The sequence below is a fragment of the Aquamicrobium terrae genome (assembly GCF_052978165.1).
On record NZ_JBRKLZ010000001.1, the window covers coordinates 1,510,802 to 1,525,680 of the forward strand.

Consider the following 14,879-nt stretch of genomic DNA (forward strand, 5'->3'; position numbering starts at 1 on the left):
CAAGGATTACCGGATCGGCACCGGAAGCGATGTGAACGGTTTCACGTTCGCACGGAAAAATGGCCGGCCCGGCAAAAAGGCCGGGGCGATGCCGCCCCGGCCTCCGGATCGATGTCAGGCTCCCTGAAGATAGGGCAGTATCTCCATCGTGCCGCGATAGATCATCTCGCCCGCCACGTAGAGGATGACGATCAGGCCGACATAGGCGATCCAGCGGTGCTTCTGGAGAATGCCGGCGATGAAGCTTGCGGCAATGCCCATCAGGGCGATCGACAGGACCAGGCCGAAGACCAGCACGCCGGGGTGCTCGCGCGCGGCGCCCGCGACGGCCAGCACATTGTCGAGCGACATGGACACGTCGGCGATGATGATCTGCCAGGCCGCCTGGGCGAAGGTCTTGCGCGGCGCGGTACCGGCGACTGTGCCGTCCTTGTCGACGTCCACATCGGTGAGCGCCTCGACCGCCTGCGTCTCATGGCCGTGGTTCTGCTGGAGTTCGCGCCACATCTTCCAGCACACCCATAGCAGCAATATGCCGCCGGCAAGCAGCAGGCCCACGATCTGCAGGAGTTGGGTGGTGGCGGCCGCAAACCCGATGCGCAGCACGGTCGCGGCAATGATGCCGATGAGGATGGCCTTGGCGCGCTGGTCCTTCGGCAGGCCGGCAGCGGCCAGGCCGATGACGATGGCGTTGTCGCCGGCAAGCACCAGGTCGATCATGATGACCTGAAACAGGGCCGTTAAGGCTTCAGGCGTGAAAAATTCTGTCATTCTGCACCCTTGCGTTCAGCTTGGGCGATCTGGCTCGCAAACGACCGCTGCCGGACCGAAGTCCGCGCAAAGCGTCACTTGCTGATTGGAGTGGAAGACATCTTAGCCAGGCCGCCGGATTGAATTCCAGTCCGACATCGCAGTCATGGAGACTGCCAGAGGGGCCCGGCCTGGTGGCGCATGCCTACGTCAGCGCTTTTCGAAACGCAAGGAGAAATTGTGTCCGATAAGAAGCCGCCGGCCCGTTCCAGACCGGCGGCTGCTTCATGAATCGGACAGCGAAACGCCGTCAGGCGCCCCGCGGAACCGAGAGATCGCTCATCAGCCCGGCGGCGACCGACAGGCGCGACACCGAGATGTCGCCTCCCTCGGTCAACGCCTGCAGGCGCTCGCGGATGGCGGCGATGTGCTCGCCGCCGGCGTCCAGCCATGCAGCGACCGGATCGTCCGCTCCGGCATATCCGGTCAGCGCCGCCACGGCGATGCCGCGCCGCGCCGCGTCGATGGTGTCGGTGGCGCGCGACAGGGCGAGCTGGTCGTAATAGTCGGACGGCGAGATCGCATGCGCGGCATCCTCGATGCGGGCGATGCGGAAGGCCTCGCTGACCGCGAAGAACGCCCGCGCGCCCGCAACGATGTCGGCGCCGGCCATGCGCGCGGTGAGCACGATGTCGGGCACCAGATCGGCGAACTCCGCCAGCGCCAGCCGTCCGGCAAGGTGCTCGGGAACGCCCTGCGCGACAAGGTCGCTGTGCGTCGCCTCCACCCGCTCGCGCGAAATGGCCGGCAGCAGTTCGCGCAACTTCGGCTCCAGCACCGCGCGTGCCTGCTTCAGGGCAGCGATGCGCTGGACGAGGTCGCCCGTGCCGGTCTCGTTCTTCAGGTACCAGCCGCAATTCACATAGATCAGTCGGCTGACCGTCTGGTAGAGGCCGAGCTGCAATTCGCCGTCGATGCGGTTGTCGAGCGCATCGATCTCGCCATAGAGCGCCGGCAGTTCGAACCCTTCCCGGATCAGCGCGAAGGTCAGCATCACGTCGGCCGGGCTGCGGCCGGTGGTCTCCATCAGCCGGTTGACGAAGGACGGGCCGCCGCGATTGACGAGGTCGTTGGCAAGCACGCGGGTGATGATCTCGCGCCGCAGGCGGTGGCTGCGGATTTCCTCGCCGAACTTCTCGGCCATGGCGTCCGGGAAGTAGCTCATCAAATCTTCTTCGAAATGCGGATGGTCCGGCACCTCGGAAGCGACGATGTCGCTGAACAGCACGATCTTGGCATAGGCGAGCAGCACGCCGAGTTCAGGCCGCGTCAGCGGCTCGCCGCGCGCCTCGCGCTCGGCCAGCACCGTTGCCGAGGGCAGATTCTCGACCACCCGGTCGAGCAGGCCGCGGCTTTCCAGCGCCGCCATGAAGCGGGCCTGATGCGGCATGTCGGCCAGGCCGCGCCGGCGGGCGAGCGACAGCGCCAGCGTCTGCTGGTAGTTGTTGGCCAGCACCAGCCCGGCCACCTCGTCGGTCATCTTCGCCAGCAGCTTGTCGCGCGCCGGCCGCTCCAGCGCGCCCTTGCGCATGGCCGCCGCCAGCGCAATCTTGATGTTGACCTCGACGTCCGAGCAGTTGACGCCGCCGGAATTGTCGATGGCGTCGGAGTTGTTGCGCCCGCCGCTGAGGGCGTATTCGATACGCGCGCGCTGGGTCATGCCGAGATTGGCACCCTCGCCGATGACCTTGGCGCGCACCTCGCCGGCATTGAGGCGGATGGCGTCGTTGGCGCGGTCCCCCACCTCCTGGTTGGTCTCGCCGGCGGCCTTGAGGTAGGTGCCGATGCCACCGAACCACAGCAGGTCGACCGGAGCAGCCAGAATGGCGCGGATCACCTCGACCGGCGTCGCCACCGTCTTGGCGATGCCGATGGCCGCCGCCGCTTCCGGCGTCAGCGTCACCGACTTCTGCGAACGCGACACGATCATGCCGCCCTTGGAGAGCTTGGACTTGTCATAGTCCTGCCAGCTCGAGCGCGGCACGCCGAACAGGCGCTGGCGCTCGGCGAACGAGGAGGCCGGTTCCGGATCGGGATCAATGAAGATGTCGCGATGGTCGAAGGCGGCGATCAGCCTCGTCTGTTCGGAGCGCAGCATGCCGTTGCCGAAAACGTCGCCCGACATGTCGCCGACGCCGACGCAGGTGAACGGCGTCGCCTGGATGTCGCGGTTCATCTCGCGGAAATGCCGCTTCACCGCTTCCCAGGCGCCGCGCGCCGTGATCGCCATGCCCTTGTGGTCGTAGCCGGCCGAGCCGCCGCTGGCGAAGGCGTCGTCCAGCCAGAAGTCGTGGGCCTTGGAGATGGCGTTGGCCGTGTCGGAGAAGGTCGCCGTGCCCTTGTCGGCGGCGACGACGAAATAGGGGTCGTCGCCGTCATGGCGCACCACGCCTTGCGGCGGGATGACCGCATCGGTGCCGATATTGTCGGTGATCGACAGCATGCTCGACACGAAGTTCACATAGGCGGCCCGGCCGGCCTCGAACACCGCGTCGCGGCTGCCGCTCGCCGGCAGGCGCTTGGGATAGAAGCCGCCCTTGGCGCCGACCGGCACGATGACGGCGTTCTTGACCTGCTGTGCCTTGACCAGCCCCAGCACCTCGGTGCGATAGTCCTGGGCGCGGTCCGACAGGCGCAGGCCGCCGCGCGCCACGGGGCCGAAGCGCAGGTGCACGCCCTCGACCTCGGGCCCGTAGACGAAGATCTCGCGCCACGGCCGCGGCTCGGGCAGCCCGTCGATGGCGCGCGGGTTCAGCTTGAAGGCCAGCGAATGGCCGCGCTCGCGCTTGTCCTTGACGAAGTGGTTGGTGCGCAGCGTCGCTTCGATCAGGTTGAGATAGCGGCGGATGATGGTGTCGTCGTCGATGTTGGGGACGTCTTCCAGCGCATCCTTGATCTTGGCCTTGAGATGGCGCGCCGCCACCTCGTCGCCCTGCGGCGAGACGGGATCGAAACGCGCGACGAACAGCGAATAGAGCCCGCGCGCGATCTCGGGATAGCGGTTCAGCGCCGCCGCGATGAAGTCCTGGCTCTGCGGGATGCCGGCCTGCTGGAGGTAGCGGCCATAGGCGCGCAGCACCAGGATCTCGCCGGCCGCAAGGCCAGCGGTCTGGGCCAGTGCATTGTAGCCGTCATTGTCCATCTCGCCGTGCCAGACGGCGAGGAAGGCCTCGTCGAACAGCGCCCCGCCGTCGGACAGGTCGACCGGCTTGCCGTAGGCGCTCTCCAGTTCCATGTCGTGGACGAACACCTTGTCGGTGTCGTCGCCCGAGACTTCAAACGTGCGTTCGCTGATCACCCGGAAGCCGAGGTTTTCGAGGATCGGCACGCGCTGCGACAGCGCCACCGGGCAGCCATGGTGGTAGATCTTCAGCGAAGCCTGTTCGGACGCCTGGCCGGTGTCGCGATAATAGTCGATGACGATGGGGTTGCCGGCATCCATGGTGGCGATGCGTGCGGCATCGACCAGCGCCACCTCCGGCGTGAAGCTGTTGCGGTAGTTCTGCGGGAAGCGCCCGGCGATCGCCGCCACCTGCGGATCGGCCCCCCCCGGCCCGGCCGCCTCGCGCAGCGCGTCTTCCCAGGTGCGCACGATATCGCGGATCGCCGCCTCGATTGTCGCCTGCTCGACCTTGGGCGTCTTGCCGCCGGAGCGACCGATGATGAAGTGGATGCGCGCCAGACCGCCGGCCGGGAAGGCCGGATAGTAGGCCGACACGCGCCCGTCGAAGACCGTCTTGAGATAGGCGCCGATCTTTTCGCGGACTTCCGAATCGTAGCGGTCGCGCGGCACGAACACGAGCACGGAGACGAAGCGGTCGAACTGGTCCGTGCGGATGAGGGCGCGCACGCGCGGCCGGTCCACGAGGCCGAGGATCGCTTCGGAATGCTTGCGCAGCAGCGGCACCGGAATCTGGAACAGCTCGTCGCGCGGATAGCTTTCCAGCACGTTGATGAGCGCCTTGCCGGCATGGTCGTGCGGGTTGAGGCCGGACTTCTCGATCACCGTCCCCGCCTTGGAGCGCAGATAGGGGATCTTCATCACCGAGCGCGTATAGGCGGTGGAGGTGAACAGGCCGACGATGCGCAATTCGCCCGCCAGTTCGCCCGTCTGCGTGTAGGTCTTGACCCCGACATAGTCGAGATAGATGCGCCGGTGCACGGACGACTTGGCGTTCGCCTTGGTCACGATCAGCGGTTCGGGGCCATGCAGGAAGGCGCGGATTTCCGGTGTCGTCGTCACCGCCTCCGTGCCGCGGCGCAGCACCAGCACGTCCGGATCGGTCAGGATGCCGAGGCCCGCCTTGTCGGCCAGTTCCAGCGTGCCGCTCTCCTCGCCGCCGCTGTATTTGTACTCGCGCATGCCGAGGAAGGTGAAATTGTCGTCACGCAGCCATTCGAGGAAAGCGATGGCTTCGGTCACCGCCTCCCGGTCCAGCGGGATCGGGGCATAGCGGAATTCGGTGATCGCCTGGTCGAGCCGGGCCAGCATCGGCTTCCAGTCATGCACGGCGGAGCGCACCTGCTCCAGCGTCCTGGCCAGTTTTTCCGCCAGCGCGCCCTGCTCCTCGGCGCTCATGCGCCCGACATGAACCTGGATGACGCTCAGCCGGTCGCCGTCCTTGTCGCCCTTGTGCGAGCCCGTATCGCCGAGGATTTCGGCCACGCCGGAAGCGCCGTAGCGAACATTGAGAACCGGGTGGGTGACGAAGGACGCCTCGCCCACCGTCTCGTTGATCTCGCCGATGACGGAATCGAACAGGAACGGCATGTTGTCGTTGACGACGGTTATCACCGTCACCGGGCGGCCCTGCCGCGAGACGCCCGAATCGGGCGCAATCGAGACCGTGCTTTCGCCCTTGCGATGCCCGGCAACCGCCTTTTCGGCCAATGTCGCCGCGCGCTCCAGGTCGGCCCGGTCATAGGCCGCGACATCCTCGTCCGGGGCCCGCGCCAGAAGATAGTCCAGAAGCCGTTCCTTCTTGCCCGATGCGCCCGCCGCACCGCCCTTGCCGGTGGCCGGCTTGCCGGATTCGGCTTTCTGAATGGCCATGATACGCTTTTCCCTCCTGGCGAAATAACGGCTGTATGATGGTAGCAGATGGCTGCTTTTTGACGACGGTCCCTGGACCGATCGAAATTATGAACTGGAACGTAGGGTGATGCCTGTTACGAGCGCCCGGCGATTGCGGCGGCGGCGCCGGCCATGGTCGCGGCACCGATGCGGTTGGCGATCTGCATCGCGCGCCGGCTCTTCAGCAGGCGGCGTGCCTGCGCCGCCGTCAGCGCCCATGAAAGGTCGATCACCACCAGCACGATCACCATGGTCAGCGTCAGTTCGAGCCAGCCGAGCAGGGTGACGGATTGGAGGTCGACGATGGTCGGCAGCAGCGCCAGGTAGAACATCATGATCTTGGGATTGCCGAGCGTGACGGCCATGCCGGTCAGGAACAGCTTCAGCGGCGAACCCGCCTGCGGCAGCGATCCGCCCCCGGTCTCCACCGGAGCCGTCCACATTTTCCAGGCGAGATAGAGCAGATAGCCGACCCCCGCCCATTTCAGGGCGAGGAAGGCGAGATGGAAGGTCTGCGCCACCACGGCAAGGCCGAACACCGCCAGCGACAGCCAGACGGCCTCGCCGACCCACATGGCGAGCAGGAAAGGGAGAACGCCGCGCAGACCGCCGGAAATGACACGTGCGACCAGTGCCGCGACCGATGGCCCCGGAGACCCCGCGGCGACGAACAGCGCCGCGGCGAAAATGAACAGAGAGGTCAGGTCCATTGCGCAAGCTCCGCGAGCCTTTCCGCCTTCCTGCGAACACGGAAACGCTCAATCTCCTGTTTCACGCAACTCCGGGCAGAACACCGGTTTCCGCCATCTCTGGAATTGCCCCCCAGCCGACGCGCGCCATCATAGCCATTTGCCGCGTACTGGCCAGACGCGATCTTGCTCTTAAATCGATAAGAAAAACCCGGCGCCAATGGCACCGGGCTTTTTTCTGTTCAGAACGTCGTTTCGGGCCGAGCCTCGCCAGAACCAGCCGCGAAAGCGGCGGTGCGGCCGTGAGCGGCAATCAAGCCGCGCCGGCCACCTTCTGCTTCTCGAAGCGCTTGCGCTCGTTGGGATCGAGATAAAGCTTGCGCAGGCGGATCGACTTCGGCGTCACCTCGACCAGTTCGTCGTCCTGGATCCAGGACAGCGCCCGCTCCAGCGTCATGCGGATCGGCGGCGTCAGCTTGACGGCCTCGTCCTTGCCGGCGGCGCGGATGTTGGTGAGCTTCTTTCCCTTCAGCACGTTCACTTCAAGGTCGTTGTCGCGGGAGTGGATGCCCACGATCATGCCCTGATAGACCTTGACGCCGGGATCGATGACCATCGGCCCGCGATCCTCCAGGTTCCACAGCGCATAGGCCACGGCCTCGCCCTGTTCGTTGGAGATCAGCACGCCGTTGGTGCGGCCGGCCAACTCGCCCTTGTAGGGCTGGTAGGAGTTGAACAGGCGGTTCATCACCGCGGTACCGCGCGTATCGGTCAAAAGCTCGGACTGGTAGCCGATCAGGCCACGCGTCGGAGCTAGGAAGACGAGGCGCTGGCGGTCGCCGCCGGAGGGGCGCAGCTCGATCATCTCGGCCTTGCGCTCGCTCATCTTCTGCACGACCACGCCGGCGTGCTCCTCGTCCACGTCGATGACGACTTCCTCGATCGGCTCCAGAAGCTGGCCGCTCTCGTCCTTCTGCATGACGACGCGCGGGCGCGACACGGCCAGCTCGAAGCCCTCGCGGCGCATCGTCTCGATCAGCACCGAAAGCTGCAGCTCGCCACGGCCCGACACATAGAACGAATCCTTGTCGGCCGATTCCTCGATGCGCAGCGCCACGCTGCCCTCGGCTTCCTTGAGCAGGCGGTCGCGGATGACACGGCTGGTCACCTTGTCGCCCTCGGTGCCGGCGAGCGGCGAGTCGTTGACGATGAAACTCATGGTCACCGTCGGCGGGTCGATCGGCTGGGCGACCAGCGGCTCGGTCACCGACGGATCGCAGAACGTGTCGGCCACCGTGCCCTTGGAAAGGCCGGCGATGGCGACGATGTCGCCCGCCTGCGCCTCTTCGATGGGCTGGCGCTCTATGCCGCGGAAGGCGAGAATCTTGGACACGCGGCCGGTCTCCAGCAGCGAGCCGTCATGGTGCAGCACCTTCACCGTCTGGTTGGGCTTCAGCGTGCCGCTCTCGATGCGGCCGGTGATGATGCGGCCGAGGAACGGGTTGGCCTCGAGGATGGTGCCGATCATGCGGAACGGACCGTCGCCAACCTTCGGCGCCGGCACATGGTCGAGCACCAGGTCGAACAGCGGCGCCAGTCCCTGGTCCTTCGGGCCTTCCGGGTTGGCGGCCATCCAGCCGTCGCGGCCGGAGCCGTAGAGGATCGGGAAGTCGAGCTGCTCGTCGGTGGCGTCGAGCGCCGCGAACAGGTCGAACACCTCGTTGATGACCTCGTCGGCGCGGGCGTCCGGCCGGTCGATCTTGTTGATGGCGACGATGGGGCGCAGGCCCACCTTCAGCGCCTTGCCGACCACGAACTTGGTCTGCGGCATCGGGCCCTCGGCGGCGTCGACCAGCACGATGGCGCCGTCGACCATGTTGAGGATGCGCTCCACCTCGCCGCCGAAGTCGGCGTGGCCGGGCGTGTCGACGATGTTGATGCGCGTGTCCTTCCACTCGACCGAGGTGGCCTTGGCGAGGATGGTGATGCCGCGTTCCTTCTCGATGTCGCCGGAATCCATGACACGTTCGGCGACGCGCTGGTTGTCGCGGACCGAGCCCGACTGCTTGAGGAGCGCATCGACCAGCGTCGTCTTGCCGTGGTCAACATGCGCGATGATCGCGATGTTACGGAGCTTCATAGGTGTCTTCTCTGGGGTGCTGACGGCGGCGGCCGAAACGGGGTCGACCGCCCGCGCCATCATTTTCGGTTGGCGCGCTCATACAGGTTTTTTCGCAATTGCGAAAGTGCGGGCGCCAAAGAAATCGCCGGTTACCCTTTGTTAAGGGGCGGGATGCGATAAATTTTCGTTAACCAAGGGTGCCTTCTGCCCTTTCCGAAAGGCGATTGGACATGACCAGGCCGACTGTATCGCGAACCGGACCCCACTATATCGCGCTGGGCCTCGCCACGCTGTGCATGGCCGCCGTTCTGGCGGGCGGCGTCGCCCATTCCATGGCCACGGCCAAGGAAACCGGCGCGGACAAGATGCTGTCGGTGACCGCCGCCCAGCAGCTGTTCTCCGACGCGCCGGACGGCGTCGACCCGATGGTCACCGGGCCGGTCAGCGCCGCCTTCGAAAAGCGCCAGCGCGAGGCCGGCTGCGCCGAGGCAGTGTGGCCAAATGTGCCCCTCTCCTGCTACCCCGGCTGAACCCGCCTTCGATCAATCAGGCCGGCTGCGGTTCGGGATCGAATTCCGGCTTGCTGGTATCGATCAGCAGCGAGATGCAGGCCGCCGCAAGGCCGGTCAGCCCGGCGATCAGGAAGGCCAGTTCGTAGTCGCCCTGCAACTCGTGCATGATGCCGCCGAAATAGGCGGCCGCGGCGGCCCCCACCTGATGGCCGGCCACCACCCAGCCGAACACCAGCGGGCCGGCGGCATCGCCGAAACCTTCATTTGAGAGGCGCAGCGTCGGCGGCACGGTGGCGATCCAGTCGAGCCCGTAGAAGATGGCGAAGATGATCAGGGCGGTGGCCGAAAAGCCCGAATAGGGCAGGTACATCAGCGACAGGCCGCGAATGCCGTAATAGATGAACAACAGCTTGCGCGGATCGAAACGATCGGTCAGCCAGCCTGACAGGGTGGTGCCGATCAGGTCGAACACGCCCATCAGCGACAACAGCCCGGCCGCCTGGATCTCGGTGATGCCCATGTCGCCGCAGAAGGCGATGAGATGGGTGCCGACCAGCCCGTTGGTGGTGAAGCCGCAGATGAAGAAGGTAGCGAACAGATACCAGAAGGTGCGCGTGCCGGCAGCCCGCTTCAGCGTCGACAGCGTGTGGACGAAGAAATTTCCGCGCGCCGAGGGCGGCACCGGCGGCGCGTCATCGGCAGCGGCGCCATAGCGCACCAGGCCGATCGAGGCAGGCCGCTCGGGCACCAGAAACCAGACCAGCGGCAGCAGGGCGGCCGTGGCGATGGACACGGTAAGCGCCACCGGCCGCCATCCGCCGGATTGCGCGAGCGCCGCCAGCAGCGGCAGGAACACCAGCATGCCGGAAGCGCTGGACGCCGACATCAGGCCCATGACAAGGCCGCGATTGGTCTTGAACCAGCGATTGACGATGGTGGCGCCGAGCACCGTCGCGACCGCGCCGGAGCCGATGCCGGACAGGATGCCCCAGGTCAGCACCATGTGCCACGGCTGCGTCATCCACAGGCTGAACGCCGTAGCGCCCGACATGAGGATCAGTGCGGCCAGCAGCACCCGCCTGAGGCCGATGCGCTCCATCAGCGCGGCGGCGAACGGCCCGGCAAGGCCATAGAGGAAGATGCCGATGGCGGCGGCGAAGGAAATGCTGTCGCGCCCCCAGCCGAGGCTTTCCTCCAGAGGCAGCATCATCACCGCCGGGGCGGAACGCAGACCGGCCGCGATCAGCAGGCACAGGAAGATGACGGCGACGACCACGAAAGCGTAGCGCTGGCCAAAGGGAACGGATCTGCCTATCATGTAACTGACCGGTACGTTTCAACCCTGCAAGCTGTACGTACCGATCGGTAACATTGTCAAGTGAACTTCGCTGATGGCACACGACAACAAAATTGAAGGCCACGAGGCCGAAAGGGGTCGCCACCCGGCAGCGGCCGAGAAGATCCTCGACGTCGCGCGCGACCTGTTCTACCGCCGGGGCATCAGGGCGATCGGCGTCGACGAGATCGTCAGGACGGCCGGCGTCGCCAAGCCCAGCCTCTACCGCGCCTTCTCCTCCAAGGACGAACTGGCCGCTTCCTATCTGAGGCGATACGACCGCGAATTCTGGGAGCGGTTCGACAAGGCGGTAACGGCCCATCCGGGCGACCCGCGCGCCCAGATCCTCGCCTTCCTGACCGGCGTCGGGGAACGCACGCAAACGCCGTCCTACCGGGGCTGCGGCATGACCAATGCGGCGGTGGAATATCCTCAAGCCGACCATCCGGCCCGCAAGGTCAGCGAGGACAACAAGCGCGAATTGCGCCGCCGCCTGCGCGAAATGGCGCGCGGCATGGGTGCCGCCGACGCCGACACGCTGGGCGACGGCCTGCTTCTCCTGATCGAAGGCGCCTATATTTCAGGCCAGCTCTTCGGGGCCGGCGGCCCGGCGCGATCGGTGGCCCGCAATGCGGCGCTGCTGATCGATGCGAGCGTGGTGAAGCCGGGCGCTTAGCCCTGCCCCGCCGGGCGTTCGTCGAGGTTCCGGCATGGATCCCGGCTCGCGGTCGCTTCGCTTCCTTGATCATCATCCCGGAAGCCGAAGCGAAGCGCAGGCTGTCCGGGATCCATTCCGGAACATCGCGGCGGCCCCTGCGGCACAGGAACCGGTACGGGCCTACGCCAGTCCGCGCTTCGCCATCATCGCCTCGGGCGACGGCATCTTGCCGCGGAAGGCCGTGTAGAGCTCTTCCGGGTCCTTAGAGCCGCCGGCCGCGTAGATGTTGCGGCGCAGACGTTCGGCCAGTTCCGGGTTGAACGCGTCTCCCGTTTCCTCGAATGCGGAGAACGCATCGGCGTCGAGCACCTCCGACCACATGTAGGAATAGTAGCCGGCCGAATAGCCGTCGCCGGCGAAGACATGGGAAAAATGCGGCGTGCGGTGGCGCATGGCGATGGTGTCCGGCATTTCCAGCCCCACCAGCGTTTCGGCCTCGAAACGAAGCGGTTCCTGCGGGGCGTCCGGCCGCGCGTGATAGGCCATGTCGACCAGCGCCGAGGCGGTGAACTCGACCGTGGCGAAACCTGCTCCGAAGGTCTGCGCCGCCAGCATCTTGTCGAGCAGCGCCTTGGGCATCGGCTTGCCGTCGCGGTAATGCAGCGCGTGCTTTTCCAGCACCGCCGGCACTGTCAGCCAGTGTTCGTAGAGCTGCGAAGGCAGTTCCACGAAATCGCGGCTGACGGAGGTGCCCGAAACGCTCGGCCAGGTCACGTCGGTGAGCATGCCGTGCAGGGCGTGGCCGAATTCGTGGAACAGGGTCTTGGCCTCGTCCATCGAAAGCAGCGCCGGCTCGCCCCTGGGCGGCTTGGCGAAATTCATGATGTTGTAGATGACCGGCGTCGAGCCCTCGCCGAGCTTGTAACCGGATTGCAGCGAACTCATCCATGCGCCGGAGCGCTTGGAAGGCCGCGCGAAATAGTCGGCCAGGAACAGGCCGCGTTCCAAGCCGTCCTTGTTCTTCACCACGAAGACGCGCACATCCTCGTGCCAGGCCGCGATGCCGGTCCTTTCCTCGAAGCTGATGCCGAACAGGCGTCCGGCCACGTCGAAGCAGGCGGCGATGATATCGTCGAGCTGGAGATAGGGCTTCAGCTCCGCCTCGTCGAAGGCGAATTTCTCGGCGCGCAGCTTTTCCTGGTAGAAGCGCCAGTCCCACGCCGCGAAGGCCTCGTTGCTGCCCGCCCCGGCCGCCAGCCGCTCCAGTTCCTTCTGGTCGCCGGCGGCCTTCTCCAGCGCCTTCTTCCACACCGGGTCGAGCAGGTCGTGCACCGCCTTCGGCGTCTTGGCCATGGTGTCGTCGAGCTTCAGCGCCGCATAGCTGTCATAGCCGAGCAGCTTCGCCTTCTCGGCGCGCAGCCTCAGCATGTCGCGCACCACCTTCGTGTTGTCGCTGGCGCCGCCGTTCTGGCCGCGCATGGTGAAGGCGCGCCAGGCAATTTCGCGCAGGTCGCGCCGCTCGGAAAAGGTGGTGAACGGCTCGTAGATCGAGCGTGACAGCGTCACCGCATAGCGGCCCTTCTGGCCGCGCAGGGCGGCGGCCTCGGCCATGGCGCTTTTCAGGAAGTCCGGCAGGCCGGCAAGGTCGCCCTCGTCGAGGAACAGCGCCCATTCGCGCTCGTCGGCCAGCACGTTCTGGCCGAAGCCGGTGCCGAGCGACGACAGTTCCTCGTTGATGGCGGCCAGCCGCTTCTTGCCCTCGGCATCCAGCTTGGCGCCGGAGCGCACAAACCCCTTCCAGCTCTTTTCCAGAACCCGCAGCGTCTCGGCGTCGAGCCCGAGTTCGTGGCGCTTCGCATGGAGCGCATCGATGCGGGCGAACAGTTTCTCGTTCATCGAGATGGCCGAGAAGTGACGCGCCATCTTCGGCGAGATCTCGCGCTCCAGCGCCTGGATCGTCTCGTTGGTGTTGGCGCCGGCCTTGCACCAGAAGATCGACGAGACCCGCTCCAGCGGCTGGCCGGAAAGCTCCAGCGCCGCCAGCGTGTTTTCCACGGTCGGCTCGGCCTTGCCGTTGGCGATGGCGTCGATGTCGGCTTCGTGCGCGGCGAGCGCCGCATCGAACGCCGGCTTGAAATCGTCGTCCGCAATGCGGGCGAAATCGGGCAGGCCGAGCGGCCCTTTCCATGCCGTGAGCGGATGAGCGGCAAGGTCGACGGTCTTTTCAGGGGACATGGAGCAGCTTTCGGCGGTTGAAGTCTCGTACCGCCGATGTAGGCCTGTCACCGCCCCGGTGCAACCATGGCAGGCACCGGCTCAGTAGGCGTCGCAATTGTCGGCGACTTCGGCCTGCGAGCTTGCCGTGATGCGGCCGTCGCTGACGGCGAAGGTCTCCTGCATCAGCATCCGGTTGTTGGGAAAGTCGTAGCAGACCATGACGGTGGAAACGCCGTCCTCTTCCTTTTCCAGGCGATGGCGAATGGTGCCGCCGGCCACGGCGTTCTCCCACTCGTCCATCGACTCCAGGAACTCCGCCTTGGTCTGGACGATATCGAGATCGTCGAGGCTGATGCGCGCATCGTCGGTCAGCAATTCGGCCAGAACCGCGCGGTCGGCCTTGAGCAACGCATCGTACCAGCGGTCGATCACCGCCTCATCGGCGCGCGCCGAAATCGCCGCCAGCAGGACTGCGCCTGCAAGAAGCCCCAGCACCATGCGCATGACCGGCATGCCCTCTCCCTCCCGGCATGAACGAACATCGCGCACGCCGCCTCACACGGCGTGCTCTATCTGTAACGCGAAAGGCTCAGCCCAGTTCCGGCCGCTCGAAGTCGCCGGTATCCTTGTTCATGACCCACAATTCGCCGGTGGAGATGTCGAACCAGGCGCCGTAGAGGTTCAGCCGCCCCTTGCCTTCCAGAATGCTGACGCACGGGAACGTGCGCAGATTGGCCAGCGAATAGCGGATCGAGATGCGCTCCAGCGCGGTCTGGCGCTCGCTGGAGGTCATCAGCGTGCTGGCCGACACGGCTTCCGCCGCCGGCGCGATCAGGCTCATCCACTTGCCGATGAAGTCGCCGGGCGAAAGCGGTGTGTTGTCGCTGCTGAGCGCGGCCTTGATGCCGCCGCAGCGGCCGTGGCCCATGACCACGATGTTCTTCACCTTCAGGCTCTGCACCGCGAATTCAAGCGCCGCCGAGGTGGAATGGAACTCGTTGTCCGGCTCGTAGGGCGGCACCAGATTGGCCACGTTGCGCAGCACGAACAGCTCGCCCGGCCCGCAGTCGAAGATGGTTTCCGGCGCCGAGCGCGAGTCGCAGCAGGCCACGATCATGGTCTCAGGATGCTGCCCCTCGCGGGCCAGCGAGGCATATCGCCCGCTCTCGGCAGTGTATCTGCCTTGCATGAAGCTGCGGTAGCCGTTGAGGAGGTGCTCAGGAAGATGCGACATGGCCGGGCGAGTGCTTTCCGTTTGGGATGGCGGTAGCCTGATCGGGCTGTGCCCGGTCTAATGGCAAAAAGGCGCCACGATCAACGAAGAATCGCAGATTCGGCAAAGAAAGTGCCGGAAGCCGCGGCTAGAGCATTTTGCAGCCAGACGGAATCGTCTGGCGTTGCACAGCAGCGGCTGGAAAACCAAGCCAGAGCAGCGGCCGCATTCGTCAGAACGCCCGCTCC

General features: G+C 65.9%; 10 protein-coding genes. 2 read left to right on the forward strand and 8 right to left on the reverse strand.

The window, feature by feature from the left end; all coding sequences use genetic code 11:
- Positions 1 to 114 precede the first annotated feature (114 nt).
- From ACVCNR_RS07660 to typA, 4 genes are all read right to left on the reverse strand, one after another.
- Positions 115 to 771, reverse strand: coding sequence for a TerC family protein (locus tag ACVCNR_RS07660; RefSeq protein ID WP_354197079.1), 657 nt, complete (start codon positions 769 to 771; stop codon positions 115 to 117).
- Positions 772 to 1,060: 289 nt separating this feature from the next.
- Positions 1,061 to 5,863, reverse strand: a complete 4,803-nt coding sequence (locus ACVCNR_RS07665; protein ID WP_447074245.1) for an NAD-glutamate dehydrogenase — start codon at positions 5,861 to 5,863, stop codon at positions 1,061 to 1,063.
- 116 nt (positions 5,864 to 5,979) lie between these two features.
- Positions 5,980 to 6,594, reverse strand: a complete 615-nt coding sequence (locus ACVCNR_RS07670; protein ID WP_354197075.1) for a LysE family translocator — start codon at positions 6,592 to 6,594, stop codon at positions 5,980 to 5,982.
- 292 nt (positions 6,595 to 6,886) lie between these two features.
- Complete coding sequence (typA, locus tag ACVCNR_RS07675; RefSeq protein WP_447074246.1) at positions 6,887 to 8,713, reverse strand: translational GTPase TypA; 1,827 nt, start codon at positions 8,711 to 8,713, stop codon at positions 6,887 to 6,889.
- A 212-nt stretch (positions 8,714 to 8,925) separates the two neighbouring features.
- Here typA and ACVCNR_RS07680 point away from each other — a divergent pair, with 212 nt between their 5' ends.
- Positions 8,926 to 9,225 carry a hypothetical protein gene (locus ACVCNR_RS07680; protein WP_354197071.1) on the forward strand — a complete coding sequence of 100 codons (300 nt, stop codon included), beginning with the start codon at positions 8,926 to 8,928 and terminating at the stop codon, positions 9,223 to 9,225.
- Positions 9,226 to 9,241: 16 nt separating this feature from the next.
- On the opposite strand, the gene ACVCNR_RS07685 is transcribed toward ACVCNR_RS07680, so the two are convergent.
- The gene (locus ACVCNR_RS07685) at positions 9,242 to 10,525 is read right to left on the reverse strand and encodes an MFS transporter (protein WP_447074247.1); all 1,284 of its coding nucleotides are present in this window, start codon (positions 10,523 to 10,525) and stop codon (positions 9,242 to 9,244) included.
- Between the two features lie 73 nt (positions 10,526 to 10,598).
- Here ACVCNR_RS07685 and ACVCNR_RS07690 point away from each other — a divergent pair, with 73 nt between their 5' ends.
- Positions 10,599 to 11,219, forward strand: a complete 621-nt coding sequence (locus ACVCNR_RS07690; RefSeq protein ID WP_447074248.1) for a TetR/AcrR family transcriptional regulator — start codon at positions 10,599 to 10,601, stop codon at positions 11,217 to 11,219.
- Positions 11,220 to 11,381: 162 nt separating this feature from the next.
- Here ACVCNR_RS07690 and ACVCNR_RS07695 read toward each other — a convergent pair whose 3' ends face one another.
- The 3 genes from ACVCNR_RS07695 to ACVCNR_RS07705 all read right to left on the reverse strand — a co-directional run bounded on the left by ACVCNR_RS07695 (position 11,382) and on the right by ACVCNR_RS07705 (position 14,652).
- Positions 11,382 to 13,436, reverse strand: a complete 2,055-nt coding sequence (locus ACVCNR_RS07695) for a M3 family metallopeptidase (RefSeq protein ID WP_447074249.1) — start codon at positions 13,434 to 13,436, stop codon at positions 11,382 to 11,384.
- Positions 13,437 to 13,517: 81 nt separating this feature from the next.
- Positions 13,518 to 13,931, reverse strand: coding sequence for a DUF4440 domain-containing protein (locus ACVCNR_RS07700; protein WP_447074250.1), 414 nt, complete (start codon positions 13,929 to 13,931; stop codon positions 13,518 to 13,520).
- A gap of 76 nt (positions 13,932 to 14,007) precedes the next feature.
- Positions 14,008 to 14,652 (reverse strand): carbonic anhydrase, encoded by a 645-nt coding sequence (locus ACVCNR_RS07705; RefSeq protein WP_354197873.1) that lies wholly within the window; start codon positions 14,650 to 14,652, stop codon positions 14,008 to 14,010.
- Positions 14,653 to 14,879: the final 227 nt, after the last annotated feature.

Coding starts and splice junctions, on each gene's coding strand:
- ACVCNR_RS07695 (WP_447074249.1), bottom strand. CDS start 13,436: ATGTCCCCTGAAAAGACCGTCGACCTTGCCGCTCATCCGCTCACGGCA.
- ACVCNR_RS07665 (WP_447074245.1), bottom strand. CDS start 5,863: ATGGCCATTCAGAAAGCCGAATCCGGCAAGCCGGCCACCGGCAAGGGC.
- ACVCNR_RS07700 (WP_447074250.1), bottom strand. CDS start 13,931: ATGCCGGTCATGCGCATGGTGCTGGGGCTTCTTGCAGGCGCAGTCCTG.
- ACVCNR_RS07670 (WP_354197075.1), bottom strand. CDS start 6,594: ATGGACCTGACCTCTCTGTTCATTTTCGCCGCGGCGCTGTTCGTCGCC.
- ACVCNR_RS07690 (WP_447074248.1), top strand. CDS start 10,599: ATGGCACACGACAACAAAATTGAAGGCCACGAGGCCGAAAGGGGTCGC.
- typA (WP_447074246.1), bottom strand. CDS start 8,713: ATGAAGCTCCGTAACATCGCGATCATCGCGCATGTTGACCACGGCAAG.
- ACVCNR_RS07660 (WP_354197079.1), bottom strand. CDS start 771: ATGACAGAATTTTTCACGCCTGAAGCCTTAACGGCCCTGTTTCAGGTC.
- ACVCNR_RS07705 (WP_354197873.1), bottom strand. CDS start 14,652: ATGTCGCATCTTCCTGAGCACCTCCTCAACGGCTACCGCAGCTTCATG.
- ACVCNR_RS07685 (WP_447074247.1), bottom strand. CDS start 10,525: ATGATAGGCAGATCCGTTCCCTTTGGCCAGCGCTACGCTTTCGTGGTC.
- ACVCNR_RS07680 (WP_354197071.1), top strand. CDS start 8,926: ATGACCAGGCCGACTGTATCGCGAACCGGACCCCACTATATCGCGCTG.